Annotated in this window: 28 protein-coding genes and 2 tRNA genes; 3 read left to right on the top strand and 27 right to left on the bottom strand. The window is 56.6% G+C overall.

All coding sequences use genetic code 11. From position 1 onward, the window contains the following. Nucleotides 1-58: 58 nt before the first annotated feature. The 8 genes from AC3GOJ_RS02835 to AC3GOJ_RS02870 form a co-directional block, all read right to left on the bottom strand. Nucleotides 59-832 (bottom strand): N-acetylmuramoyl-L-alanine amidase, encoded by a 774-nt coding sequence (locus AC3GOJ_RS02835; protein WP_488235954.1) that lies wholly within the window; start codon nucleotides 830-832, stop codon nucleotides 59-61. After that, nucleotides 822-1,169 carry a nucleotide pyrophosphohydrolase gene (locus tag AC3GOJ_RS02840; RefSeq protein ID WP_488235955.1) on the bottom strand — a complete coding sequence of 116 codons (348 nt, stop codon included), beginning with the start codon at nucleotides 1,167-1,169 and terminating at the stop codon, nucleotides 822-824. The genes AC3GOJ_RS02835 and AC3GOJ_RS02840 overlap by 11 nt, the downstream gene beginning before the upstream one ends. Continuing rightward, the gene (locus tag AC3GOJ_RS02845) at nucleotides 1,170-1,622 is read right to left on the bottom strand and encodes a hypothetical protein (RefSeq protein ID WP_488235956.1); all 453 of its coding nucleotides are present in this window, start codon (nucleotides 1,620-1,622) and stop codon (nucleotides 1,170-1,172) included. 39 nt (nucleotides 1,623-1,661) lie between these two features. Continuing rightward, nucleotides 1,662-3,044 carry a TAXI family TRAP transporter solute-binding subunit gene (locus AC3GOJ_RS02850; protein WP_488235957.1) on the bottom strand — a complete coding sequence of 461 codons (1,383 nt, stop codon included), beginning with the start codon at nucleotides 3,042-3,044 and terminating at the stop codon, nucleotides 1,662-1,664. A gap of 26 nt (nucleotides 3,045-3,070) precedes the next feature. Then, entirely contained in the window at nucleotides 3,071-3,694 is a 624-nt protein-coding gene (locus AC3GOJ_RS02855; protein WP_488235958.1) for a carbonic anhydrase, read from the bottom strand. A 178-nt stretch (nucleotides 3,695-3,872) separates the two neighbouring features. Continuing rightward, nucleotides 3,873-4,757, bottom strand: coding sequence for an SDR family NAD(P)-dependent oxidoreductase (locus AC3GOJ_RS02860; protein WP_488235959.1), 885 nt, complete (start codon nucleotides 4,755-4,757; stop codon nucleotides 3,873-3,875). A gap of 442 nt (nucleotides 4,758-5,199) precedes the next feature. After that, nucleotides 5,200-5,290 (bottom strand) — tRNA-Ser (locus AC3GOJ_RS02865). A 79-nt stretch (nucleotides 5,291-5,369) separates the two neighbouring features. After that, nucleotides 5,370-6,605 carry an aspartate kinase gene (locus AC3GOJ_RS02870; protein ID WP_488235960.1) on the bottom strand — a complete coding sequence of 412 codons (1,236 nt, stop codon included), beginning with the start codon at nucleotides 6,603-6,605 and terminating at the stop codon, nucleotides 5,370-5,372. 189 nt (nucleotides 6,606-6,794) lie between these two features. Here AC3GOJ_RS02870 and AC3GOJ_RS02875 point away from each other — a divergent pair, with 189 nt between their 5' ends. Further along, complete coding sequence (locus AC3GOJ_RS02875; protein WP_488235961.1) at nucleotides 6,795-7,139, top strand: transcriptional regulator; 345 nt, start codon at nucleotides 6,795-6,797, stop codon at nucleotides 7,137-7,139. Nucleotides 7,140-7,157: 18 nt separating this feature from the next. On the opposite strand, the gene AC3GOJ_RS02880 is transcribed toward AC3GOJ_RS02875, so the two are convergent. Then, nucleotides 7,158-8,033: a radical SAM protein gene (locus AC3GOJ_RS02880; protein ID WP_488235962.1), complete on the bottom strand. Its 876-nt coding sequence runs from the start codon at nucleotides 8,031-8,033 to the stop codon at nucleotides 7,158-7,160. Between the two features lie 50 nt (nucleotides 8,034-8,083). Between AC3GOJ_RS02880 and queD the strand changes: the two genes are divergently transcribed. Beyond that, nucleotides 8,084-8,551, top strand: coding sequence for a 6-carboxytetrahydropterin synthase QueD (gene queD / locus AC3GOJ_RS02885; RefSeq protein ID WP_488235963.1), 468 nt, complete (start codon nucleotides 8,084-8,086; stop codon nucleotides 8,549-8,551). 14 nt (nucleotides 8,552-8,565) lie between these two features. Here queD and AC3GOJ_RS02890 read toward each other — a convergent pair whose 3' ends face one another. Further along, complete coding sequence (locus tag AC3GOJ_RS02890; protein WP_488235964.1) at nucleotides 8,566-8,973, bottom strand: PGDYG domain-containing protein; 408 nt, start codon at nucleotides 8,971-8,973, stop codon at nucleotides 8,566-8,568. A 100-nt stretch (nucleotides 8,974-9,073) separates the two neighbouring features. On the opposite strand from AC3GOJ_RS02890, the gene AC3GOJ_RS02895 reads away from it, so the two are divergent. Next, nucleotides 9,074-10,072, top strand: coding sequence for a GSU2403 family nucleotidyltransferase fold protein (locus tag AC3GOJ_RS02895; RefSeq protein ID WP_488235965.1), 999 nt, complete (start codon nucleotides 9,074-9,076; stop codon nucleotides 10,070-10,072). Here AC3GOJ_RS02895 and acuI read toward each other — a convergent pair. From acuI to leuB, 17 genes are all read right to left on the bottom strand, one after another. Continuing rightward, on the bottom strand, nucleotides 10,062-11,045 hold the full coding sequence (acuI, locus tag AC3GOJ_RS02900; RefSeq protein ID WP_488235966.1) for an acrylyl-CoA reductase (NADPH): 984 nt from the start codon (nucleotides 11,043-11,045) through the stop codon (nucleotides 10,062-10,064). The two genes, AC3GOJ_RS02895 and acuI, sit on opposite strands and share 11 nt — an antisense overlap. A gap of 94 nt (nucleotides 11,046-11,139) precedes the next feature. After that, a tRNA-Ser gene (locus AC3GOJ_RS02905) sits at nucleotides 11,140-11,227 on the bottom strand. A gap of 24 nt (nucleotides 11,228-11,251) precedes the next feature. Further along, complete coding sequence (locus AC3GOJ_RS02910) at nucleotides 11,252-13,225, bottom strand: DEAD/DEAH box helicase (RefSeq protein WP_488235967.1); 1,974 nt, start codon at nucleotides 13,223-13,225, stop codon at nucleotides 11,252-11,254. Nucleotides 13,226-13,306: 81 nt separating this feature from the next. Beyond that, nucleotides 13,307-14,500, bottom strand: a complete 1,194-nt coding sequence (locus AC3GOJ_RS02915; RefSeq protein ID WP_488235968.1) for an O-succinylhomoserine sulfhydrylase — start codon at nucleotides 14,498-14,500, stop codon at nucleotides 13,307-13,309. An 11-nt stretch (nucleotides 14,501-14,511) separates the two neighbouring features. Next, the gene (gene purF / locus AC3GOJ_RS02920; protein WP_488235969.1) at nucleotides 14,512-16,062 is read right to left on the bottom strand and encodes an amidophosphoribosyltransferase; all 1,551 of its coding nucleotides are present in this window, start codon (nucleotides 16,060-16,062) and stop codon (nucleotides 14,512-14,514) included. 12 nt (nucleotides 16,063-16,074) lie between these two features. Beyond that, nucleotides 16,075-16,623, bottom strand: coding sequence for a CvpA family protein (locus AC3GOJ_RS02925; RefSeq protein ID WP_488235970.1), 549 nt, complete (start codon nucleotides 16,621-16,623; stop codon nucleotides 16,075-16,077). A 49-nt stretch (nucleotides 16,624-16,672) separates the two neighbouring features. Continuing rightward, the gene (locus tag AC3GOJ_RS02930; protein ID WP_488235971.1) at nucleotides 16,673-17,485 is read right to left on the bottom strand and encodes an SPOR domain-containing protein; all 813 of its coding nucleotides are present in this window, start codon (nucleotides 17,483-17,485) and stop codon (nucleotides 16,673-16,675) included. After that, nucleotides 17,482-18,825 (bottom strand): bifunctional folylpolyglutamate synthase/dihydrofolate synthase, encoded by a 1,344-nt coding sequence (locus AC3GOJ_RS02935; RefSeq protein ID WP_488235972.1) that lies wholly within the window; start codon nucleotides 18,823-18,825, stop codon nucleotides 17,482-17,484. Before AC3GOJ_RS02935 ends, AC3GOJ_RS02930 begins: the two co-directional genes overlap by 4 nt. Next, nucleotides 18,825-19,691, bottom strand: coding sequence for an acetyl-CoA carboxylase, carboxyltransferase subunit beta (gene accD, locus AC3GOJ_RS02940; RefSeq protein ID WP_488235973.1), 867 nt, complete (start codon nucleotides 19,689-19,691; stop codon nucleotides 18,825-18,827). Before accD ends, AC3GOJ_RS02935 begins: the two co-directional genes overlap by 1 nt. A gap of 36 nt (nucleotides 19,692-19,727) precedes the next feature. Then, nucleotides 19,728-20,537 carry a tryptophan synthase subunit alpha gene (trpA, locus tag AC3GOJ_RS02945; RefSeq protein WP_488235974.1) on the bottom strand — a complete coding sequence of 270 codons (810 nt, stop codon included), beginning with the start codon at nucleotides 20,535-20,537 and terminating at the stop codon, nucleotides 19,728-19,730. Further along, nucleotides 20,537-21,811: a tryptophan synthase subunit beta gene (gene trpB / locus AC3GOJ_RS02950; protein ID WP_488236122.1), complete on the bottom strand. Its 1,275-nt coding sequence runs from the start codon at nucleotides 21,809-21,811 to the stop codon at nucleotides 20,537-20,539. Before trpB ends, trpA begins: the two co-directional genes overlap by 1 nt. A gap of 35 nt (nucleotides 21,812-21,846) precedes the next feature. After that, the gene (locus AC3GOJ_RS02955; protein WP_488235975.1) at nucleotides 21,847-22,482 is read right to left on the bottom strand and encodes a phosphoribosylanthranilate isomerase; all 636 of its coding nucleotides are present in this window, start codon (nucleotides 22,480-22,482) and stop codon (nucleotides 21,847-21,849) included. Nucleotides 22,483-22,500: 18 nt separating this feature from the next. Further along, nucleotides 22,501-23,361 carry a tRNA pseudouridine(38-40) synthase TruA gene (gene truA / locus AC3GOJ_RS02960; protein WP_488235976.1) on the bottom strand — a complete coding sequence of 287 codons (861 nt, stop codon included), beginning with the start codon at nucleotides 23,359-23,361 and terminating at the stop codon, nucleotides 22,501-22,503. Next, nucleotides 23,358-24,020, bottom strand: coding sequence for a CbiQ family ECF transporter T component (locus AC3GOJ_RS02965; RefSeq protein WP_488235977.1), 663 nt, complete (start codon nucleotides 24,018-24,020; stop codon nucleotides 23,358-23,360). Before AC3GOJ_RS02965 ends, truA begins: the two co-directional genes overlap by 4 nt. A 4-nt stretch (nucleotides 24,021-24,024) precedes the next feature. Further along, nucleotides 24,025-24,252 (bottom strand): hypothetical protein, encoded by a 228-nt coding sequence (locus tag AC3GOJ_RS02970; RefSeq protein WP_488235978.1) that lies wholly within the window; start codon nucleotides 24,250-24,252, stop codon nucleotides 24,025-24,027. 69 nt (nucleotides 24,253-24,321) lie between these two features. Continuing rightward, nucleotides 24,322-25,461, bottom strand: a complete 1,140-nt coding sequence (gene asd, locus AC3GOJ_RS02975) for an aspartate-semialdehyde dehydrogenase (protein ID WP_488235979.1) — start codon at nucleotides 25,459-25,461, stop codon at nucleotides 24,322-24,324. 45 nt (nucleotides 25,462-25,506) lie between these two features. After that, on the bottom strand, nucleotides 25,507-26,586 hold the full coding sequence (leuB, locus tag AC3GOJ_RS02980; RefSeq protein ID WP_488235980.1) for a 3-isopropylmalate dehydrogenase: 1,080 nt from the start codon (nucleotides 26,584-26,586) through the stop codon (nucleotides 25,507-25,509). Nucleotides 26,587-26,593: the final 7 nt, after the last annotated feature.

The raw sequence follows: 26,593 nt of genomic DNA on the forward strand, positions 1-26,593 counted from the left end.
ACATCAACATCTCTGTAACGGATATAACCGTTACAGAGACAGCATCACCACATTACATTTACGGAACAGAAGCCTGTCCGGTTTTTTTCGACGCCAGGCAGGCAGCCACGTAGGCTTCTCGCGTCGGATCTTCCGTAACCAGCCCCTGTCCATCAGACAGATAATGCAAACGGAACGCCTGACGGGATGCCTCCGGTGTGCGCGGGTCATACCCCAGCAGCACCAGTATCTGGCTCATACCCGGCGCATCCGACGTCGTTTCTACCCCGCCCGCGCCCACCGATGGCGGGCACCAGTATCCAAAGCCATATCCGGCCAGATACGCCCAGGGAAAATACGGGCCGGGGTCAATCTTTCGCCCCGGCGCCACATCCGAATGCCCAACAAAGTTGAATGAACTGATCCGATAACGTACCCGCAGATCCTGCAACAAAGCCAGCAGCGTCTCAATCTGCGGTGCGGCATAGGGTTCGTGCCCATTGTTATCCAGTTCAATGCCAATCGAGGCCGAGTTCACATCTTCCACCCCGGCCCAATAGGATTGCCCGGCGTGCCAGGCACGTTTATGCTCCGGTACCAGCTGAATCAGCTTACCGGAACGCTCAATCAGATAATGGGCACTCACCCGCTGTTGCCGTTCGGCTGAAGTCAACGTGTTCAGCGAATGCGCAGCATCGTCATTGCTGGTGTAATGCAGGACCACCATCACTGGCCGCCGCTCATCAAAATTCGGACTCGGCACCACCGTGAGGGGCAGCCCCGTATCTGGCCTGAAGCCGGCACAGCCCACCACAATGCTACATAAGGCCAGACACAATGTCTTAGAAAGCACGACCCTGAGACACCGGGTATTTGATGGCATTCTTTTCCAGTTTATCGACCACTGCCGCATTCAGGTCCACTCCGAGCACACTGCTTAAACGCACCAGATAGAGCAGAACATCCGCAAGCTCCTCACCCACATGCTCGGCCGTTTCTGGCGAACGCCCGGCTTCACGAGCCTCCTGATCGGTCATCCACTGAAATATCTCGCTCAGTTCACCCACCTCACCCGTCAGGGCCATGATCAGATTTCTGGGCGTATGAAACGGCTCCCAGTCTCGCGCACTGGCAAATGCTGCGAGCGCCAGCTCAAGCCGGCGCACATCCAGCAGCATGGGTTCAGACAATTACTGCTCCAGTTTGACGGTAACGCCGCTGCTGCTCAGATTCAGCTGAACGCCTTCCGAAGTGCTGGTCAGGCGCATGATCACGCCATTCTGGTTCTTGAGGATCGTACCGCCAACACCCCCACCCAGCGTGATACTGCTCTCCAGCTTGGTAAATGTACCGGAGAACTTCGAGATATCCGACATGTCGTAGACTTCGCCCGCCAGGGATACCTTGGAAATTCCCACGTTGGCACCCACACTCATCCCACTGATTTTGAACGGGTAGGTTTTACCCTGGTAGTTCAGCACGCCACTCCCACGGCTACCACCAACAATCAGCGCAAACTGGGTCTCGGTAATATTAACCGTACCTGCAGGTTGCTTAGGTGTATCTGCGGCATAGGCAGCAGTTGCCAGAAAAGCAACCCCTAGCAACAGGACAGAGAAGAACTTACGGATTGAATATTGCATACATCACCTCTACGTTAAAAACTGCAAGAAACATCAAGATCAACTCACATTGGGTTCCTGTAATTCACCCTTACGGCGCTCAATGATCTTGTTGAGCGTCGCCAATCCATTAAGTATGAAAAAGAATTTCTCTTTGGTGCCTGCTGGCGCCCAGGTGTTTTCAATCAGATCATTGAGCACTTCGTATTCAAGTTCGCATTTTGAAAGCTCTTCGATATTTTCAGCGCCTTTAATTTTGCGTAGCAAAATGCACATATCACCGTAATGATCATAAAGCATCAGTGTCAAGTGGAACTTACGGTAGGTTGGCACCAGTTTCATCAAAGGAATGGAAATCGCAAACAGCGCAGCAATCAACAGCCAAGCCCGGTCAAACAGGCTAGCCAACCAGAATGGCGAGTCATGCTTGAAAACCGAGCCTTCATTCTCGATATACTTCACAGCAACAGGGCTCTTCTTCTGGGTTTGATCCAGGAATGCCGGAAAACCACCCGGCCGCTGGAAGTAGTTGGCCTTGTTTTTATAATGCGTCTCGGTAGCCAGCATGAACAGGAACTGGATCGCCGGGTGCAGATTCTTCTGGACGGTAATCGTCGAAGAGGTTGTTACCAGATTGATATCCTCTGATGGACGCAACGGACTTAATGAGACACCACCGGTAGGAAACACCACCGCGTCCGCATAATGGATCCGACCAGCAATCGCTCTCGCTGATTTAAAGTTCCACAAGTGCACATCCGGCGAAGACAGCAGCTGCTGAACCAGAACCGAGTCCGGGTTAGCCATGACAAAGAGCCCATCAAGCTCCCCTTTTAAAAGCAGCTCGACCGATTCCTTGGTATTGAGTTCACGCAAATTGGGATGATCTTCAACTGCGACATGAAACTCCTTAAGCATGTCACGAACCATGAACTGTGTACCACTATGGCGAAGTCCGATAGAAACCTGCTTGTTGGATAGAAAACTCATCGCAGCGTTTTCAAGATCGACATTTCCCCGGAAGAAAAACCAGAGCGGTTCATACTGAACGCTTCCCAAAGAGTACAAGTGTGCCGATCTGGGAATTGCCATACCTGCCTGAGTAAAGGCTGCATCCACCTCACCCCGTTCCAGGAGGCCCAGATTGTCAATCGAGCCATGAGAGGGCACCAGAACCAGATCAACGCCATGCTCTGCAAAAAAATCCTTGTACCACTGACCGAGCTGATCGTTGATCGATTGAGACTCCCCTGTTGCCATGACGACCGTACTCGGTGGAATGGGCCTTGCGGTATAAAACAGCAGGACAATGCCAAGCACTAGAATAATCACGAGATACCAGTAGTGCCGGACAAAGCTAATCAGTGCACGATATTCGTCGAGCGAATTGGCTTTGAGCTGACGGGAATAATCCGGACGATCAAATTGGGGTGGCAGTTTCATGGCAACAGCTCGTTCGTCATATCAGATCAATCAATCACAATCTCAATCTTGCCAGTCTCAACATGGTAGATTCCACCGACAATACGCAGGCGGGATTCCCGGACAAGTTTTCTTAAAACAGGAGAAAGGCTGCGCAGTTTATGAACATTGGCAACCACGTTGTGATGCGTGGCCCGATGCACCCGCTGGTGTTCCGGATCTTCCATCGACTGTAAAACCGCCGGTGTCAATGCCGTAGCAAGGCCCTGGATGTGTCCGGGAAAATCCTCATCCACTTCCACCGCACGAAATGCCGCGCCAATGGCACCGCAACCGGTGTGGCCCAACACCAAGATCAGGGTTGCCCCCAGAACGGCCGTACCATATTCCAGGCTGCCCAGAATTTCATGAGTCACGAAGTTACCTGCAATCCGCGTCACGAAAAGATCGCCCTGCCCCTCATCAAAACAGTGTTCTGGACTGACCCGGGAATCGGCACATCCTAGAATACAGGCATAGGGGTTCTGGCTATGCGCCAGGCTATGTGGCTGAAACTGAAAGCTGTCCGGCGTATCAACACCCGAAAGATAGCGCGCATTACCCTCTAACAAGCGGGCTAGCGCTTCATCCGGGTTGAGAACATTTTCAAGTTTGGCGGTGCTAGAACCCATCACAGACTCCTAAAAAAACGAATAATCATGCCGTGCGAATACTAAAGTGAGTGATTATCCCGTAAATCAGAAAAAATATTCAACGCCGGGGGGTACTTAGCTGAGGATCACCTGGAATCAGCCATGATGACGAATGCGTCAATAGAACCCCTGGAAGAAGCCTCGGCTTTTTTGTGCGTCAGATGAGGCTCATAAAGTCAGCCACCCAGGCATGACTCTCGCGCCACAGCCGCCGGGCCGCAGCCTGATCCTGCGCCCATAGCGCTGGCGTAACGACTTGTGAATTAGCATAGTACAAGCCTGATTCAGTTTGGGGGGCTGTTGTTGCGCAATACAGGGTGGTGGCCGCGCCCGCCTCTTCAGAGATCATGCCCCGCAGCTTTAATAGAGGTCTGATCAGTAGCGGCACCGTCCGCCAGATTCTGGTATAGATCAAGCCCGGATGTAAGGCGTACGCCGAAACCTCAGAACCCTGAAGGTGCCGGGCCAGTTCTGCACTAAATAGAATATTGGCCAGTTTAGAAGCCGCATATTCCGGCACACCAGTGAGGCTTTTCCGGGGTCGTTGTAATGCAGACCAGTCAATACCTCTAACCCGCGTGTGAGCCTTGCTGGCCACGGTGACAACGCGTGCCGGGCCAGAGGCCTTCAAACGATCAAGCAGTAAATTTGTCAGTAAGAAGTGACCCAGATGGTTGACACCAAAAGCCATTTCAAACCCATTGGGTGTCAGACCTTTAATCCCCCCCTGCCCTGCGTTATTGATTAAAAGGTGCAAGGGCAAATCTGTCGCCAGAAATTCACGTGCGCAGCGCTGTACAGAGGCCAAGTCCGATAACTCCAGAGATAACCACCGGGTATCTGTACGCCCCGTGCGCGCTTGGATTTCATTCATAACCCGCTGCGCATCGGTTTTAGAGCGGCCCGCCAGAAATACACGGTAGCCAGACTCGGCAAGCTTAATCGCAGTCACACGGCCTATACCAGAGGTAGCACCGGTAATTAATGCAATGCGGCATGATTGAGCCGTGGGGATTTTGCCTAATACAGGTTCTTCAATCATGCAGTACCTACCTCAAAAAATGATTCAAGAGCGGTCTCGGGCGATGACGGCCGATCAGGCGCAGCGTTTTACCCTGCCCCTGAAAGCGGCTGGCTTTTACGAGTGCGCTCTTAGAGGTTATCAGGATTGGTTTTCACCGAGATGACAAAGCGGCAGATGCCGTGACAAGCCAGGAGCCCCTCAGCAGTGGTTCTGTCGATTATCAGTAGCCCCCTGTTTATCGTATGGCTGCTGATGCAGATTTTGGAACGCAAGGAAAAGTCGCAGCAAACGATCAAGATTAGTGGGCGAATCATTACGCGTACCGTGCATACGGATGGCAATGGACGGGTGATAGATCAGAGATGAGGCTGTATTTTCCGTTTTATTTGTGGGAAATTTTGTAGAAACCAATCACGCCAAAAGAAAAAAGCCCTTGAAATCAAGGGCTTAATTCAGTTATTGGCGGAGACGAGAAGATTCGAACTTCCGATACCCTTTTGGGGTATGCTCCCTTAGCAGGGGAGTGCCTTCGACCACTCGGCCACGTCTCCAATCCGATTCAACTTTTGGTCAAAACCGGAGGCTGAATTCTAACGGGTCAGCCCCGCCCGGTCAAACCTAATTAACGAATTACTTTGTCTGGTCCAGACCAAAGGTACGGTGCAGGACGCGAACGGCCAGCTCCAGGTACTTTTCGTCGATGATCACGGAGATCTTGATTTCCGACGTTGAGATCATCTGCAGATTGATACCCTCTTCGGCCAGTGCACGGAACATCTGGCTGGCAACGCCCGGGTGCGAGCGCATGCCCACGCCAACGGCCGAGACCTTACAGATTTTGTTGTCGCCAACGATTTCGCGGGCGCCAACGTGCTTGCATACCTCTGCCAGAATGCCCTTGGCCTTTTCGAAGTCACCACGATTCACGGTAAACGAGAAGTCGGTGGTGCCGTCATGGCTGGTGTTCTGGATGATGATATCGACGTCGATGTTGGCTTCAGCGATCGGGCCCAGGATCTGATAGGCAATACCGGGTTTGTCGGGCACACCCAAAACGGTGAGCTTGGCTTCGTCGCGATTAAAGGCGATACCGGAGATGATGGGTTGTTCCATGTTCGTGTTGTCCTCAACAGTGATGAGGGTGCCTTCGCCACCCTGACCGTATTCTTCAAAGCTGGAAAGAACGCGCAGCTTGACCTTGTACTTACCGGCGAATTCCACCGAGCGGATCTGCAGCACCTTGGAGCCGAGGCTGGCCATTTCCAGCATCTCTTCAAAGGTGATGGTGTCGAGCTTGCGGGCTTCGGGCACGATGCGCGGATCGGTGGTGTAGACACCATCGACGTCGGTATAGATCTGGCATTCATCCGCATTAAGGGCTGCGGCCAGTGCCACCCCCGTGGTGTCCGAACCCCCGCGACCCAGCGTGGTGATGTTGCCGTCTTCATCAACGCCCTGGAAGCCGGCGACGATAACAACACGGCCAGCATTCAGATCGGCACGCATGGGGGCGTCGTCAATCGACAGAATACGGGCCTTCATGAAGCTGCTGTCGGTCAGAATCCTGACCTGACCGCCCGTATAGCTGACGGCATCGACGCCGATTTCTTTGAGTGCCATGGCCAGCAGGCCAATGGTGACCTGCTCACCGGTCGAAAGGATGACATCCATTTCGCGCGGGTCCGGGTTGTCTTGTAGCGCTTTAGCCAGAGCGATGAGGCGGTTGGTTTCGCCACTCATGGCGGATACCACGACCACGACATCATGTCCGTCTTTGCGGAAGGCCGCAATACGACGGGCAACGTTCTGGATGCGCTCGGGGTTGGCGACCGAGGTGCCGCCGTATTTCTGAACGATGAGAGCCATCAGTAGGTCTTTTAGAGGTTGAACAAAGCCCGGAAATTATAGCCTACTTTTGTTTCAAACCCATATACAGCAAGGGAATCCGCCATAACCAGGGTATCTGCAATTTGCCGCGCCGCACCATTTAAGTGCATAAAAGTTTGACTTTGATCAAAGACTGCCTAAATTGATTAATGGCGCGGGAGAATAAAAATGAAACAATCTGACCAGAAGCGCTTCAAGGCCCGAGGAGACAAAGGGGCGAAGCCTAAAACCCTGCAGGCCCGATTTACTGTGTCTGCGAAAGATTTACGTATCAAACTGGGTTTAACCCAGTCTGAGTTCTGGGCCCCCGTGGGGGTTTCCCAAAGTGGTGGATCACGTTACGAATCGGGCCGCAAGCTGCCGGTATCCATCAGCACCCTGCTCTATCTGGTTCACGTCGAGCACATTGACCTGGCAACGCTCACCGGTGACGATGTACTCGTTGGTCAGTATCTACGTCAACAGGAACCCAAGACCTTTGCTACTTTGCTAGCTGCGGCGAAAGCCCTGTAAAACTAGACTGCGGAGCGATCAAACGCTCACCTGCACGCTGACACCGGTTGCGCGGATACGGTCAGCCCAGGTGTTCATCACTTCCATGCTCAAGGCTTGGAGATGCGGTGCCTCCGGTTGCAATGAAGGCCTGGCCAGTCCGTAAAGATGCACCCCCTGGATCTGGTGCGCATTTTTAGCAACAAATGCCAGATAGGCCGCTTGATCTTCCGGACCGGGGGCTTGGCCATCCCAGGCCACCCAGCAGGTCTGTAACCAGACTTTGGCCAGGCTGCACGCCACGTCCAGCCGATGCTGGATCTGCTCGGGCTTGTAGCTGATGCCATTCACCTGTTTCATGGATTCGGGCAGCAGACGATCCACCTTGAACCAGACGACACCACCGGCATCATTGAGCACACGGACACCGGTCTGCACTTCCGGACGCAGCATCAGACTGCCATTAGTAATGAGCACCAACGGTATTTGCAGACCATGGGCATCGCGCTGACGTGCGGCAATCTCGACCGCCTGGAGAAACTGCGGCGAGCTGGTGGGTTCGCCGTTGCCTGAAAAGGCAATATCCCGGATCTCGCGCATGGGCGCTGGTGTGTCCGGTGGAATCATCGGGCTTAGTGCCGGGTTATCCAGCAAACCTTTAAGCTCGGCTTCGAGCAACGGCAGATTAACCTCGGGGGCATCGCCCCGATGCAGACCGGGCACCTGGCAATAGGCGCAGGCCCAGTTACACGCGTTATTGGTATTGAGATTGATGCCGATCGAGATGCCCTGCATCCGGCGTGAGAGCACCGGATACACATACGTAAGATTCAGAAAATCCGGATCGTGGTCGCTAAAGGTGAGCCAGCGCAGGGGTTGGGCGGGTGCTTGGACAGAATCAATCGGCTTCGTCATGCTGCAATGATACAATCTGCGCTCAGTTTTAGACCGGAAATCGCCTGATCATGCGTATTACTCGCCGGCTGGAGTTTGACGCCGGCCACCGCATCCCTGACCATCGTAGCCAGTGCCGTCACCTGCACGGGCATCGCTATGCCATGGAAATCACCCTCTCGGGCGACGTGATCGAGCGTAATGGTGATCCCGCCAACGGCATGGTCATGGATTTCGGGGACATTAAAACCATTGCCATGAATGAAGTGGTTTCCCTTTGGGATCATGCCTTTCTGGTGTATGCCGGTGACACGGCGGTTCGTGCTTTTCTTGACAGCATGCCGGATCACAAGACAGTAGTGCTCGATGTGGTGCCAACGGCAGAGAATCTGGCCACAGCAGCATTCCGCATCCTGGCGCCAAAGTACACGCATACCTATGGCAACAATCTGAAACTTGAGCGCGTTCGCCTCTATGAAACGCCCAACTGCTGGGCTGATGCGATTGCACCGCTCGACTTTGTCGAACCCAAGCCCTAAGCTTTAACGCGGGTTCAGCCAACCCGCTGATACACCTTGGCAAATCGGCGCTGACCGCACACCCCGAAATCACCCGGGCCGTATTGCATCAACCAATCCCCTGCGTCGCCTTTCAGGACATCACGCCCGGCCGAACGGGCGGCGGTAAACGGTTCATGAATCTGTTTCGCCAGCACCGGAACTGGTTTGGCCGTGTAGGCACCATCCTGCCCATCCAGCGTGGGCGCCACCGGCTGATACTTGGCATCAAATTTATGCCGGTCAACACTCCATCGATCTCCCGTGCAACCGGTGATGATGGCATCGCCGACTTGATAGTTGTTCGGGCCTTCCAGGCTGATCAGTTCACCCGGCGCGCGAGCGAACATCACTTGTACCACTTCGGTCTTAATGAAGCGAGCGGCTAGCGGGTCAATTTCCAAGTTTATTTCGGTCAAATGAAGCATTTTATCAATTGCAATCCATTGCTTTTACTAGAGTTTCCCCGTAAATTCTGATTATTGGTTTTTACGGACAAATCGTATGATCCCGTTAAATGAACAACAGCGTCTATTTCTGATTGACTCGACACAGCTTTATGAAGCCTGGCAGCTTGTGCGTCTGCAGGTTCAGAGCCACAAGTATGGCATGAAGTGGAAGAAGACAAAGGACTACGAATATTTAATCCGTGTCTCAGACGCTAAAGGATCAGGCAAATCGCTCGGACCTAGATCAGCCGAAACAGAAGCTACTTACGAAGCGTTCTGCGCTGGAAAGCATAGAGCCAGTGAGCGTTACGAACGAATCAAACAACGTATTGAAGATCAAGCACGGCTTAATCGCGCAGCCCGTCTTGGCAGAATGCCCAGCATTGTTTCCAAGATCCTCGCCCAAATCGATCAATCAAAAGCACGTGATGACTTTCGGCTGGTTGGCACGCACGCTCTGTGGGCTTACGAAACAATGGCTGCCGTGGCGTATCGTAAAGAACTTTTGGCCTCCGGTGATGTCGATTTGCTGTACGACCCAAGAAAGAAACTAGCCTTGGTGAGAAAGCGAATGGATGACACAGGATTAATAGGGCTATTGCGTAAAGCAGATAAAACTTTCGAACCCATGAAAAAAAATGGCTTCCGTGCAGTGAATGATGATGGCTACATGGTGGATCTCATCATTCCGGAACGGGAAATGTGGAATAACGAAATCGTACAATTTGCCGAAGATGATCTATGCGCCGCTGAAGTGCCATCGCTACAGTGGCTATGCAACGCACCGACAGCCGATGTAGTGATTGTCGGTGCAAACGGTATGCCTATACGTGTACGCGTACCTGATCCGAGAGCCTTTATGGTGCACAAAGCCTGGCTATCTCAACAGATCAATCGCAACCCAGTCAAAAAGTCTCGAGATTTGCTGCAGGCGGAATTAGTGTTCGAAACGCTCCGCGAACACTTACCTAATTACCCTGTGCAGGCAGAGCATCTGCGTTATCTGCCCAGACAACTTGTTAAAGACTGGACAGATAAACACCCTAGCGATTAACGTCCACCACCACACGACCCCGCACTTTGCCTTCCAGCAATTGGCCGGCAACGCCAAGCGCTTCTTGCAGACTAATCTCGGTGGTATTGGCTTCCAGTTTGGCGATATCCAGATCGCGGGCTAATCGTTGCCAGGCTTCCATACGCTTCTCGGAGGGTGCCATCACACTGTCGATACCATACAGGGTGATACCCCGCAGAATAAACGGCATCACCGTCGACGGAAAATCCGCGCCACCTGCCAGACCACAGGCCGCCACCGCACCACTGTACTTCGTTGTGGCACAGGCATTGGCGAGTGTAGTGCTGCCAACAGAATCAACCACGCCCGCCCAACGCTCTTTGCCGAGTGGCTTACCCGGCTCCGAGAGTTCTTTGCGGTCGATAATGCCGGCGGCACCCAGCGCCTTCAGATGCGGCGCTTCTTCCGGACGGCCGGTAGACGCAATGACGGTGTAACCCAGTTTAGCCAGGAGCATGATGGCCACACTGCCCACGCCCCCATTAGCACCGGTCACCAGAATCTCACCATCCGCCGGTTTGACGCCGTGCTTTTCCAACGCCAGCACACAGAGCATGGCGGTGTAGCCGGCCGTGCCAATGGCCATGGCCTGACGCTCGGTAAAGGCTGGCGGCAATGGCACCAGCCAGTTCCCATTCAGACGCGCCTTCTGCGCCAAACAACCGCTATGCGTTTCGCCCACACCCCAGCCATTCAAAATGACTTTATCTCCTGCCTTCCAGCAAGGATGGCTGCTTTCCAATACTGTCCCGGCCATATCGATACCGGGGGTAAGTGGGAATCTACGAACCACCGGACCTTTACCGGTAATGGCCAGGCCATCCTTGTAGTTCAGCGTACTCCACGCCACCTGAACCGTAACATCACCTTCAGGCAACGCAGATTCATCGAGCTCTTTCAGCTCGGTACGATAGCCAGCGTCATCTTTATTGATCTGTAGGGCGCGATACATGGGGTGTCTCCGTGAGTCGTTGTTATGCGCTTATTCTATGTGCAGGCTCTGAAAAAGCAAACGGCCCGTCGCGTCGCGACGAGCCGTTCTATTCTGGCGGGTCCGGTGAGATTCGAACTCACGATGGGTTTCCCCACGCCGGTTTTCAAGACCGGTGCATTCAACCGCTCTGCCACAGACCCTTATTTCATTCAGGCGAGATTCTATCAGCTTGCATCGGCTTTGGGGGGACGCGAACGACGCGGGCCGCCACCCGGTTTGCGACCAAAAGGTTTGGCCGCTCCGGAACGCGGGCCACCCGCAGCACGAGGTGCCGAAGCGCCAGCACCCGCCGGCTTACTACCCTGATAGCCACCGGATCCTTGCCCACCGCGTGGTGTTTTACCGCTAGCGGACTTACCGCCCTGCCCCTTACCAAATTGCGAGGATTTACCAAAGGGCTTTTTACCACGGTGGCTTTTACGCAAGCTGTTGAGTGCCGGCATACCGGCGAGCTCACGATGCAGATTGCGGTCTTCCCGCGCCTCGCGACGGAACTCGGCCACGATGTCACGTACGTGAGCATTCTGACCACGCGGCTGGCGGTCATCATCTTCCCAGGCTTCATCGTCATCGATGAATTGCAGCGCGGTCAGAGGATCAGTTTCTCCCGGTGCCAGCTGATTTCCGTTATACATCGCATCCAGAATGTAGAGCTTTTCTTCGGGGAGGTTTTCCCAAGGGTCCCGATCATCCGGGAAATACGGCTGCGCATCCGGATCACGCGGCTTACGCCCACGCGGCGGACGCTGATTGGCCTGTTGCCGGGCATACAGCCAGGCATCGCCTTCGGCGCGGGCTTTGGCATCTTCATCCAGCTCTAGCGGTTGACGCTCTTCTTCTGCGTCGTCCAGCTCCTGAGTGGCTTCGCTCCCCTCGGTAGCCTCTTCACTGCCTTCCGCCGGCTGATGACGGGCGTTGCGCGGATCGGCCGCGTATTTTGCCGCCTGTTCCGCCTGGTAGACCGCCAGATCTTCGGGCGACATGGGTTCGAAACCGGGAATCACCTCCGGCACGATGTCGCTACCCAGCAGACGCTCAATGGATTTGAGCAGCACGGCGTCATCATGGGTGACAAATGCCACCGTGTCGCCGACACGACCATCCTCACCATTGAGTACACGATTCAGACGCGAAGGATAATCGTCCGGCACGGCAGGCAGATCGTAATGGACAACACGCTGAATGCCATCCATCTCGAAACCACGCAAGGCCATGTCGGTGGTAATCAGGGCACCGAGCAGACCATTCTGGAACTCGTCCAGGGCGCGGCCACGTGGCTGCTGGCCGCGATGGGCATGCAGTGCATTGGCTGTCACCCCACCCTTGGCCAGCTTGCGTGCCAGACCTTCAGCACCGAACTTGGTACGGGCAAAAACCAGAGAACGCGGCCAGGATTCATCACGGAACAACTGGGTCATCAGGTCACGTTTGCGGTGCGGATCAACGGCAATGAAACGCTGGTGGACGCGACTGGTGACATCGTCACCCCGGTCAATGACCACTTCTTCCGGATAGTTGAGCAGACCGGCGGCCAGACCACGGATATCGTCACCCATGGCACTGGCCACGACGATGGTCTGACGTATCGCTGGCAGCAGCGGATACAACCGTTCCAGCTCGGTGGCCTGCCCCATATCCATCATGCGATCGACTTCATCGAACACGAGGACGCGCACCGCATCCAGATTGACGTGGCCCTGGCCCAGATGATCGAGCAGGCGGCCTGGCGTGGCAATCAGAATATCCAACCCACGTTGCAGCGCCTGCACCTGTGGATGCATGCTGACACCACCGTAAACGGCGAACGAATAATACGCATCATGACGGCCATAGGTGCGGAAGGCATCCAGCACTTGCAAGGCCACTTCACGGGTCGGCACCAGAACCAGCACACGCGGACCACGGCCCGGCACCTGGGTGGCGGCTTCGCCATCCTGCTGCAGCAGATCCAGTGCTGGTATGGCATAACCCGCCGCTTTACCCGATCCGGCCGGGGCAGAAACCAGGACGTCCTTACCCGTCAGGATCAGCGGAATCAGTGCCGCCTGTACCGGGGTCGGCACGGGTGTGCCGGAGGTATCAGCATCCTGAATTGCCTTCAGGCGCGGCTCGGAAAGAGAAAACTGTTCAAAAGACATGATTATGGGCCTCAAGGGCAAGCCGGCATCTTAACTAAAACGGGGAACCGCCAGACCTCGATTCCCGATTAACCGGCATCGTTAAACGGTTAAACCGCGTTCCAGATCCTGACGGATGTCGTCGATCGACTCTAGGCCCACTGCAACACGCAGCAGATTGTCATGAATGCCTGCTGCGGCGCGCGCCTCCGGAGAAATACGACCATGTGTGGTGGTCGCCGGATGCGTGAGTGTTGACCGGGTATCACCCAGATTGGCGGTGATCGACAGTAACTGGCAAGAGTTTATCACACGCCAGGCGGCGTCCTGACCACCCTTCACTTCAAAGCTGACGATGGCACCGCCGCTTTTCTGCTGCTGCATCGCCAATGTATGTTGCGGATGGGATGCCAGACCCGGATAGTAGACACGCTCCACGGCCGGATGGCTTTCCAGCCATTGCGCCAGTGACAGGGCTGATGCCGACTGGGCCTTGATACGGATAGCCAAGGTTTCCAGTCCCTTGCCCAGTACCCAGGCATTGAAAGCCGAGAGGGTCGGACCGGTCGTCCGCAGAAAAATGAAAATCTTTTCAACGATGGCTTTGTTAGCGCAGACTGCCCCACCCAGCACACGGCCCTGACCATCAAGATACTTGGTCGCCGAATGCACCACAATGTCGGCACCCAGATCGAGCGGACGCTGCAGAATGGGCGTGCAGAAACAGTTGTCCACCGCCAGCAGGAGCTGGTGCTGACGGGCAATATCTGCCAGTGCGCGGATGTCACCCACTTCGGTTAGCGGGTTCGATGGTGTTTCACAAAACAGCAATTTGGTATTCGGGCGCACAGCGGCAGCCCAGGCAGCCGCATCGGTCAACGGCACAAACGTCGTTTCAACACCGAAGCGCGGCAGGATGTTGCCCAGCAGTTGAATGGTGGAACCAAACATCGAGCTTGACGCCACAATGTGATCACCGGCGCTCAGGTTGGCCATGATCATGGCATTGATGGCCGCCATGCCGCTGGCGGTGGCGATGCAGTCTTCCGCACCTTCCAGTGCCGCTAGTCGCTCTTCAAACAGCGTCACACTCGGGTTGGTAAAACGGGCATAAACGTTGCCCTCTTCCTCACCGGAAAACCGGGCAGCAGCCTGCTCGGCGCTGTCGAACACGAAGCTGGAGCTCAGGTACAGTGCTTCGCTATGCTCTTTGTGATGCGTCCGGTCCATACCGGCACGCACAGCCAGTGTTTCAAGCGCCAGTCCGGCCGGCAACGATTTTTTTGATTCGCTCATAAGCACTCTGATTATTCTTGACCCGGACGACGCACAAACATCTCGATCTGCTGGGCCGCATTGCCGCCCTCGTCGTCATCACCCGAACCACTTGGCTTGTCCGACTTCTGCTTGCGCGATTGCTCGATCGCGTTGAGATAGGCCTCATCGACATCTCCGGTAATGTAACGACCGGTAAAACAGGAGGCATCAAAACCGCTGATCTTCGGATTACAGGTCCGCACGGAGTCTTCGAGTGCCGACAGATCCTGATAGATCAGTGCATCCGCACCGATCAACTGGGCAATCTGCGCATCCGTACGACCCGTGGCGATCAGTTCACTGCGGGTCGGCATGTCGATACCGTAGACGTTCGGGTAGCGCACAGGCGGCGACGCCGATGCGAAATACACTTTCTTGGCACCGGCGGCACGGGCCATTTCCACGATCTCGTGGCTGGTGGTACCGCGCACGATCGAGTCGTCGACCAGCATCACGTTCTTGCCGGCGAACTCCTGTGTCACGGTATTCAGCTTCTGGCGGACCGACTTCTTGCGCGTCGCCTGGCCCGGCATGATGAAGGTACGGCCGATGTAACGGTTTTTAACAAAACCTTCGCGAAACGGAATGTTCAGAGCCTGCGCCATCTGCATTGCTGCCGGGCGCGACGAATCCGGAATCGGAATCACCACATCAATATCTGCCGGATCCATGATGCTGCGAACCTTGGCGGCGAGCGCCTCCCCCATGCGCAGGCGGGTTTCGTACACGGAGATGTCATCCAGCATCGAATCCGGCCGGGCCAGATACACATACTCGAACAGACAGGGCGACAGCACGGCATCGTCCGCACATTGCTGGCGCACCATCTTGCGATCCAGGTCCACAAACACGGCTTCACCCGGCGCGACATCGTCAACACGCTCGAAGCCCATGGTATCCAGGGGCACTGATTCCGATGCCAGCATCCATTCGGTACCTTCCGGTGCTTCGTTCTTACCCAGTACCAGCGGACGAATACCAAACGGGTCACGGAAGGCCAGCAAACCATAACCGGCAATCATCACGACCACCGCGTAGGCACCACGTACACGCTTGTGCACACCCCGCACCGCCTTGAAAATCGCATTCTCATCGAGCACCGTGCCATGCGCTGCCCGCTGCAGCTCATGGGCCAACACATTGAGCAGGACTTCCGAATCCGAATTGGTATTGATGTGACGCAGATCCAGTTTGAACAACTGCTGCTTCAATTCTTCGGCATTGGTCAGGTTGCCGTTATGGGCCAGCATCAGACCGAACGGCGAGTTCACGTAGAACGGCTGGGCTTCGGCAAAGTTATAGGCCGAACCCGCTGTCGGATAGCGACAGTGGCCAATCCCCCAGTTACCCGGCAGCGCCCGCATGTTACGGGTACGGAACACATCACGGACGAGGCCCGGTCCCTTGTGCATATGGAAGGTACTGCCCTCCGCCGTGGAAATACCCGCTGCATCCTGGCCGCGGTGCTGGAGCACCATCAAGCCATCATACAGAAGCTGGTTAACCGGAGTGGTGGCTACAACGCCAATAATCCCGCACATGGTTCGTCTCGATTACTTGATAAGAAGAAGTTGGGGCGCCAGTACCGGCGCCATCTGGCTGATCGAATCGGCATAAGCAATATGCTTGGCCAGATCATCGGGCAACCAGGGTTTGATATAGGTCACGCCCTGCTCGGCCAGCGGTGCCAGCCGTGCCTGACGCCACCAGGGCTCTTCAGGCATTTTGGTCATGCCGCCAATGGCGACCAGCAGGAGAATCAGTAACACACCACGGATGGCACCAAAGACCATACCGAGGGTACGATCAAAGAAACCGAGACCGATGGCATGCAGCGTTTTGCGTGCCAGCACACGGAAGATGGATACCGCCAGAATTGTCGCCACAAACACCAAGACCCAGCCACCGGCAATCTGCCAGAAACTGACAGTCAGGTACGGTGCCAGCAGCTGCACCCCCACCTGTTCACCCCACTCGCGGGCCACCAGAAACGCCACAATCCACGAACCCAGCGACATGACTTCGCTGACCATACCGCGCCAGGCACCGAGCAGTACCGAAGCAGCCAGGATGGCAATGATGGCGTAGTCAAAACCAGTCATAGGTGTGGCGCAGCGAGATCAGACGTTATCAGGCCAGCCTGCTTGGTCATTATTTCTTGACGACGAGGCCGTTCAAACCGGCCTTGGACAGTTTGGCAAACGCTTTGTCGGCGGCATCCTTGCTGGCAAACGGGCCCGCCTTGACACGGGTTTTGCCGGCCAGGTTGCCCGAGGCTTCTTCTGTCCAGCTGGCGATACCCTGGGCCTTCAGCTTGGCGCGTACCTGCTTGACGTTATCCGCATCGGCAAACACGCCCACCTGAATATAGTACTGACCGGCCTGCACAGGCTCTTTGGCATCCTTACTGTCTTTTTTGGCCTCGGATGGCTTCTCAGCGGATTTTTTATCCGCAGGCTTTTCAACCGGCTTGTCGGCTGCTTTCTTTTCCGGGACTTTTTCAACCGGCTTCTTCTCAAGCGGCTTTTCAGCAGGCTTCACGGGCTCCGGCTTTGTCTCAGGCGTCTTGGCGGCTTCTAGCGCTTTCGTCTCGTTCGCAGCCACGACCACCGGCGCTGTTGGCGAACTATTAGCAGCAGGTACGGATGCGCTTGCAGAAACGGCATCAGGCTTGGCATCGGCCGGTACGTCCTTGATCACCACGGGTGCTACCGGGCCAGATGACGCGCTGGGTGCCGGCGGAATCGCCTCGGGCGGTGGCACCACCGCTGCCGCAGCTGCAGCGCGTTTTTCATCTTCCGTCACGATACGGAAGTCATTAAGTTGTGGCGGTGGCGCGGCGTCCATCACCAACGGGAGGACGGCCGCTACAACCACTACAAAGAACACAGCCCCCAGTAAACGGCGACGGGCGCGTTTCTTGAGGTCCTGCTGAATGTCTGATTCCGGAGTGTCTGGCTTCATGCCGTTCTGCCCAAATCCCGTAGGATGTCAGCAACTGTTAGGAAAGATCCGAAGACTACGATTCTATCACTCTCAGTCGCATTTTTTCGTGCCGCAGCATAGGCCACCTGCGGATTTTCATAGGATTCGATCTGCTCACCCTTAACGCCTAGGGTCAGCAGGATCGCTCGTATCTCATCAGTTGATGCTGATCGCGGGTTATCCAGTGGTGTCAGGTACCAGCGTGTGATGCCCTTGACCAGGGGTGCCAGGACACCGGCCATATCCTTATCAGCCATCAGTCCCACCACACCATGCTGTGTATGAGCAAAGGCGAGCTGACCCAGATTGAGCGCCAGCACTTTGGCTGCCTCAGGGTTATGCGCTACATCCAACACCAGATCCGGTGGACCGGGAATGACCTGGAAACGACCGGCCAGCTCGGTTTCCAGCAAACCCCGCCGAATGGCACCCATGGCGATTGGCAGACGGTTTTGCAAACATTCAATAGCCGTCATGGCCGCCGCCGCGTTGCGTAGCTGAATCCAGCCCCGTAAACCCGGATACGCCAGACCACCACGACGCTGCACGCTTTCCAGCGATGCACCAGGGTGGCGCAACCAGTAACGCCACTGGATGCTCGGCTTACCCTCTTCACCAGGCAACGGTTCGAAACCGAAAGCTTCGCCAATTAGATACACCTGCGCCTGGCGGGCCGCCAGCGCTTTCAACGCTGGTACGGGCAGATCCGGTTCGGCAATCACCACCGGCTTGCCACGACGGGCAATACCGATTTTTTCCAGCGCAATCGCCTCACGGGTATCACCGAGATAATCCTGATGATCCAGCGCCACGCCGGTCACAATCGAGACATCCGGCTCATAAATGTTCACAGCGTCCAGACGGCCACCGAGTCCAACTTCCAGTACCAGCGCATCCAATCCCGCCGCCAGAAACACCTGCATGGCGGCCAGCGTCGTGAACTCGAAATAGGTCAGCGCCATATCCACCGCGATGCGCGCAGCTTCCACCGTCTCGAAAGCGCTGATCAGCGGTGCATCATCCACCGGCTCGCCGTTCAGGCGAATACGTTCGTTAAAGCGGACCAGGTGCGGGCTCGTGTAGGAACCTACCTTGTAGCCGGCACGATCCAGAATATTCGACAGATAGGCAACCACCGAGCCCTTGCCATTGGTACCGGCCACCATGAACACCGACGTACCGGCTGCACTCAATGCAGTCTGCTGCCCTAGCTGTTCACTCACGGCACGGACACGATCCAGACCGAGCTCAATACCGGCAATACCCCGTGGATGCATAGCCTCGATGTGGGCCAGCCACTGCTCCAGTGTGTGCTTCATCAGGAGCTGACAGGTTCCTTGCGCAGCAAGCGCAGCAGCGACGACAGTTCATCACGCATGGCTTTACGATCAACAATCATGTCGATGGCGCCCTTTTCAAGCAGAAACTCGGCACGCTGGAAACCTTCCGGCAACTTTTCACGCACCGTCTGTTCAATCACGCGCGGACCGGCGAAACCTACCAGGGCATTCGGCTCGGCAATCACCACATCACCCACAAAGGCAAACGATGCCGACACCCCACCCATAGTCGGATCAGTCAGCACCGTGATGAACGGCAGGCCGTGACGTGCCAGTTCGGAAATCGCCGCCGTGGTCTTGGCCATCTGCATCAGCGAGAACAGGCCTTCCTGCATCCGGGCACCACCCGAAGCGGTGATACAGACAAAACCGCACTTGGCTTCAATGGCTGCACGAACGCCGCGCACGAAACGCTCGCCAAGCACCGAGCCCATGGATCCGCCCATGAATTCGAATTCGAAACAGGCCACCACCGCCGGCTCAGCCTGAATGCTCCCATGCATCACAACCAGCGAGTCGGTTTCACTCGTCTGCTTCTGGGCCTCTTCCACACGCACCGGGTACGGACGGCTATCGACAAACTTGAGCGCATCGGTCGGTCGGACATCCGCGCCAATCTCAACGCGACCATGTGCGTCCATCAGCATCTCCAGACGCGCCCGCGCCTTCACACGATTGTGATGGTTACACTTCGGGCAGACCTGCATGTTGGCATCCAGATCTGCGGTATAGAGCACGGTTTCGCAGTTCGGGCACTTGCACCACAAACCCTCGGGTAAGGCATTCTTGCGCTGACCATCGGCGCGCTTGATTTTCGGGGGTAGCAGTTTGTTGACCCAGTTCATCGTGTGCTCCTATCGTTCAATTCTTCAGTGCTTCAATCAATGGGCGCTGGCTTTATCGACACCAGCCCGGATGTCTTTCATCACGGCCAGCAGCGCGGCTTTGGCATCGCTTTGCGGCACATCCGTCATGGCATCGATCAGGCGGCTACCCACCACCACGGCATCGGCCATACCGGCCAGACGCTCGGCCGTGCTGGCATCACGAATCCCGAAGCCAACGCCCACCGGCAAACCGGTACGCTGACGGATCTGCGGAATCCGCTGCGACACTTCGTGCAGATCCAGGTGCCCGGCACCCGTCACGCCCTTCAGCGAGACATAGTACAGATAACCACTGGCGACCTTGGCCACAGCGGCAATACGTTCTTCGGTCGAGGTCGGCGCCAGCAGGTAGATCGGATCCATATCCTCGGCGCGCAGCAGACGGGCAAACTCGTCTGACTCTTCGGGCGGATAATCCACCACCAGCACACCATCCACACCGGCAGCCTTAGCGGCCACCACAAAGGCCGCCCGCCCCTGGCATTCGATAGGATTGGCATAACCCATCAGCACCACCGGTGTTTCCTGATTCGTCTTGCGGAACTCGGCCACCATGACCAGGGTCTGGTGCAGCCCCACACCGTTGGCAATGGCCCGTTCAGCAGCACGCTGAATCACCGGACCATCGGCCATCGGATCGGAAAACGGCACACCCAATTCAATGATATCAGCACCACCGTCAACCAGCGTATGCATCAGGTCAACCGTCAATCCAGCCGAGGGATCACCGGCCATAATGTAGGGGATCAGCCCCTTTTTGCCCTGACCAGCCAGCGCAGTCAATGTCGTGGTGATGCGGCCCATTATTTAGCCTCCACGTTGCTGTCGTTAACGCGCATGCCGGCTTTGGCAAAGGCGGTACGGCAGCTCTGGCGGCAATAGAATTCCATGCCACTGGCCTCTGAAACAATGTGCAGATCCTTGTCGCCGCGACCTGACAGGTTAACCAGAAGGATCTGATCTTTCGCAAGCGTTGGTGCCAGCTTGGCGGCATAGGCCAGTGCATGACTCGATTCCAACGCCGGAATAATGCCTTCGATACGACACAGATCGTGGAAGGCTTTGAGGGCTTCCTGATCGGTCGCCCCGACATATTCGGCACGGCCGATATCTTTCAGCCAGGCGTGCTCCGGGCCCACACCGGGGTAGTCCAGACCAGCTGAGACCGAATGGGTTTCAATAATCTGGCCGTTGTCATCCTGCAGCAGGTAGGTCCGGTTACCGTGCAGCACACCGGGCTTACCCAGTTGCAGCGAAGCGGCATGACGCGGGGTATCCAGGCCATCGCCAGCGGCTTCGACACCGATCAGGCGCACCTGCTCGTGCGGAATGTAGTCATAGAAGATGCCCATGGCGTTTGAACCACCGCCCACACAAGCAATCACGGCATCCGGCTGTCGACCGGCCATCTCCGGCATCTGTTTGACGCACTCTTTACCGACCACCGAATTGAAATCACGCACCATCTGTGGATACGGGTGCGGCCCAGCAACGGTACCGATGATGTAGAAGGTATCTTCTACATTCGTCACCCAGTCACGCATGGCTTCATTCAATGCATCCTTGAGGGTCCGCGAACCACTTTCCACCGGCACGACTTCGGCACCCAGGAGCTTCATACGGTAGACGTTGGCCGACTGCCGGCCCACGTCTTCGGCCCCCATATACACCACGCACGTCATGCCAAAGCGGGCGGCCACCGTCGCCGATGCCACACCATGCTGACCGGCGCCGGTTTCAGCGATCACCCGCTGCTTACCCATGCGCTTGGCGAGCAATGCCTGGCCGATCGTGTTGTTAATCTTGTGCGCACCAGTGTGGTTAAGGTCTTCCCGTTTCAGATAGATCTGCGCACCACCGAGTAATTCGCTCCAGCGTTTGGCGTGATAAATCGGGCTAGGACGTCCCACGAAATGCTTGAGCTCATTCTGGAACTCGGCAATAAATTCGGGGTCACGGCTGTAATGCGCATACGCATGCTTCAGCTGTTCCAGCGCTGCAACCAGCGTCTCGGAGACGAACGAGCCGCCATAAGGACCAAAATGACCACGCGCATCAGGAAAATCGTAGGGTTTCATCATCCGTCTTTCACACCACTAGGAGCTTGCTCCCGTCAGGCACCGCGTACAGCGCTGACAAAAGCACGAATTTTGTCGGCATCCTTGATGCCTTTGGCGACTTCGACCCCGGAAGACACATCCACCGCCACCGGCTGCACCTGGGTAATGGCCGCAGCCACATTCTCCGGGTTCAGACCACCGGACAGAATCACCGGCAAGGGGCAGGAAGACGGCACCAGCGCCCAGTCAAACGACTCACCGCTCCCGCCGTAAGCCGGGGTCCAGGTGTCGAGCAACAGCGCGCGCGCCGAGGGAAATTGCGAAGCGAATTCTAACAGATCCACCCCCGGCCGGACCCGTGCCGCCCGCAGATAAGGCAGACCGAAGCCCTCACACTGCGCCACCGTTTCATCCCCGTGAAATTGCAGTAGATTGAGGGGCACGTCTTCGATCACACGATGAACTTCGGCCCGGGAGGCATTGACAAACAGCCCCACCACCGTGACAAAGGGCGGAATGTGGCGACACAGGTCTTTGGCCTGGGAAATCGTCACATGACGCGGACTGTCGGCATAGAAAACCAGGCCAATCGCATCCACGCCTGCCGCCACGGCAGCCTGCACGTCTTCCGTGCGGGTCAGGCCACAGACTTTGATACGGCAGACAGTATTTTGTGCAATAGGGCTCATCAGGCTATCCGTCAAAATTCAGCAATTGAACATCTGCAGGGGGTCGCCCTGCCCACCATCGGCCGTTGCCGCTGGCAAATGCCACATAGCATCATAATCGACCCCGGTCAGATACAGACCATCCGGCATAAAGGTTGGCGGCGCCAGTGTCCGGTTACGCTGCGCCAGCCAGTCGGCCATTGCCATCACAGGCGCACCACCCTTACCGATCTGCACCAGCGCGCCCACCAGGTTACGGATCATATGCTGCAAAAAAGCGTTGGCCGCGAAATCAAACACCAGCCAATCCCCCTGTCGGACCACGTGGGCACGGGTCAGCGTCCGCACCGGGCTATTGGCCTGACATTCAGCCGCCCGGAAGGCGCTGAAATCATGCGTGCCGAGAATCGATGCTGCAGCCTCGGCCATCAGACCGGCATCCAGTGGTCGGTGGTACCAACCGACGCGACCAGCAAACACCGCCGGTCGTTCCGGTCGATTGAGCAGGAGATAGCGATAGCGACGACCAGTGGCACTGAAGCGTGCATGAAACGCATCCGGTACCGGTTGCGCCCAGCGCACCGCGCAGGAATCCGGCAACAAGGCATTGACACCACGGACCCAGGCCGTTTCCGGCCGTAGCACCGGGGCGTCAAAGTGAATCACCTGACCTGTGGCATGCACACCCGCATCAGTACGACCGGCACAGACAATCTGCACCGTATGCGCGGCAATCTGCGACATAGCCGTCTCTAAAGCCGCCTGCACCGTGGCCAGCATAGCCCCCGCCGGCCGACCCAGCACCGCCTGTGCCGAAGGCGGCTGACGCTGCCAGCCATGAAAGGCCGCCCCGTCATACTCGACCCCCAGAGCCCATCGTTGAACGCGCTCTTGAGTCATCCTTGCGCTCCGAGCAACAGACACAAGGCCGCACCCGTGAAAGCGATGACAGCAAAGGCGCAATCACGCGCCGTGAGCACGGCACCATCCAGCGTAATTTGATGAGGCACGCCTTCGAGCGCTGCCCCGTCGTGCGGCCTACCATCCCCGGCGCGCGCCAGCGCCAGAATATCGTGCAGGTTGCGCGGCTTTGGCGCGGCTTCGAGGTAATGAAAGACCAACAGCAAGCGGGCCACGGCCCGCTCGGGCCAATCCCTCTTCCCCGCCAGCGGCTGAAGCAAGGCCAGCGAACCCGCAGCCAGCGCCTCATCGTCCGTCGTCTCCAATAACCAGGTCACGACTGCCAGCATGCCTAGCAGTCGCAGCAGCTGCGTCAGCGCCAATACCACGCCCTCGGCCGTCGGGTACAAGCCCCAGGCGGGGAAAAGTGCAGCCCCAGGTGTCATCAACAGGGTCACCGCAAAAAGCACCAGTATCAGCAAACGCACCCGCCGCAACAACTTCAGGAAACGGGCGCGGTGCGCCGCCAGCATCCAGAGACTCAACAAGACAGCCAGCACCAAGCCCGGCGTTGACTGCAACACCACCGCCATCGCTAGCACCGCGATCAGTTTCATCGCCGGCGAGAGTGAAGCGTGGTGCAGTGTCATCAGGGACATCAATCTATCGATCGCGGGGTTTGTCTTGAGTGGGTGCCGACAGATCCAGATTGATTGACCCCCAATCGACCTTGGGCTGCGCACCGGCACGCGGCCGGTCATCGTGGTCGGATTTGGGGTCCTTGCCGTGGCGGGCGCTCTCACCGGTACGGCCGAGCGAAACCCCCAGCTGCAATCCGAGCAGCAGCAGCGTCAGACAGATGACGACCCAGACCCAATCAGGAATATTCATAAATACCAGAAATTAACAAAGACAACGCCCCGCAGAAGCGAGGCGTATGCATCACTACGGAAGCATGGTTTAACCAGTAACCAAGATTCTCAACATGCGGCGCAGTGGTTCTGCGGCGCCCCACAGAAGCTGATCGCCACAGGTGAAGGCGGCCAGATAATCCGGACCCATGGCCATCTTGTGCAGACGGCCCACCGGTACGGTCAGCGTACCGGTCACGGCAGCCGGGGTCAGTTCACGCTCGCTGATCTCGCGATCATTCGGCACCACTTTCACCCAATCATTGGCCTTGGCCAGGATGTCGTTCACTTCATCCAGCGGTACATCCTTCTTCAGCTTGATGGTCAGCGCTTGCGAGTGACAGCGCATGGCGCCGATACGAACACACAGGCCATCGATGGGGATCGAGCCCGCCGAACGGAATGCCGGGTTACCGAGGATCTTGTTGCACTCGGCGCCGCCCTTCCATTCTTCTTTCGACTGGCCATGCTCCACCGGGACATCGATCCAAGGAATCAACGAACCGGCCAGCGGGGTGTTACGGAAGTTCTTTTTCGGGAACGCATCCGAACGAATCGTTTCGGCAACCTTGCGGTCGATCTCGAGAATGGCCGACTTCGGATCAGCCAGCAGATCGGCCACCGACTCATGGATCGCGCCCATCTGCGCAATCAATTCACGCATGTTCTGCGCACCGGCACCCGAGGCCGCCTGGTAAGTCATCGACGAGACCCAGTCAATGAGCTTGTGCTCGAACAGACCACCCAGACCCATCAGCATCAGCGAGACGGTACAGTTGCCGCCGATCCAGTTTTTACCACCCTTGCCCAGCGAGGCATCGATCACATCACGATTTACCGGGTCGAGCACGATCACGGCATCATCAGCCATACGCAATGCCGAAGCAGCATCAATCCAGTGACCGTTCCAGCCGGCAGCGCGTAGCTTCGGATACACCTCTTTGGTGTAGTCGCCACCCTGACACGTCAGGATAATGTCCATCTTCTTGAGCGCTTCGATGTTGCTGGCGTCTTGTAGCTTTTCACCCGAGCTCACACCACCAAACGCCGGCGCATCACCGCCTGCATTCGACGTCGAGAAATACACTGGCTCAATGTGGGCGAAGTCCTTTTCTTCCTGCATGCGCTGCATGAGGACCGAACCCACCATACCGCGCCAACCGACCAGACCAACGACAGGCTTTGCCATGACTCTTATCTCCGTGTGAACTGCTATTTATTGATATAACTTCAATTACAGTGCTGCCAGAACAGCATCGCCCATCTCGCGGGTACCGACTTTGCGGGTGCCCTCTTCATAAATGTCGGCCGTACGATAACCCTGTGCCAACACCGTACGCACCGCATTCTCGATACGCACCGCTTCGGCTTCTAAACCGAAAGTGTAGCGCAGGAGCATGGCGGCGGACAGAATCGTGGCCAACGGGTTGGCCACACCCTTACCGGCGATATCCGGGGCGGAACCATGCGATGGCTCGTACAGACCCTTGTTGTTCTCATCCAGCGAGGCCGACGGCAGCATGCCGATCGAACCCGTGAGCATTGAGGCTTCATCCGACAGGATATCGCCGAACATATTGCCGGTGACCATCACATCGAACTGCTTCGGCGCACGAACAAGCTGCATGGCGGCGTTATCGACCAGCATGTGCGATAGCTGAACGTCCGGATACTCCTTGGCGATCTCTTCGAAGATATCACGCCAGAACTGGGTACATTCCAGCACATTCATCTTATCGACTGAGCACAGTTTTTTGCCGCGCTTCTGAGCGGCCTGGAAAGCCACATGGGCGATACGACGGATTTCGCTCTCGGCGTAGACCATGGTGTTGAAGCCGACCTTCTGGCGGCCCCACTCCGTATCGCGTTCTTCAACGCCACGTGGCTGACCGAAGTAGATGTCACCGGTGAGTTCGCGCACGATCAGGATATCCAGACCCGATACGACTTCAGGCTTGAGCGACGAGGCATTAGCTAGTTCGGGATACAGAATCGCCGGACGCAGGTTGGCAAACAGGTTCAGGTGCTTGCGAATGCCGAGGAGACCACGCTCCGGGCGTTGTTCACGCGGCAACGTATCCCACTGCGGGCCACCCACTGCACCCAACAGCACAGCGTCGGCCGCTTCGGCCTTAGACCGGGTTTCGGCCGGATACGGTTCACCGGTGGCATCAACGGCACAGCCGCCGAGCAGACCGGTGCTGATTTCCAAACCAAGGCCATCCTTATTCAGTGCTTCAAGCACACGCACCGCTTCGGCAGTGATTTCAGGGCCAATGCCGTCACCCGGCAGTACGAGAATCTTGCGAGACATCAGAAAT

This window comes from Fluviibacter sp. (assembly GCF_057744235.1).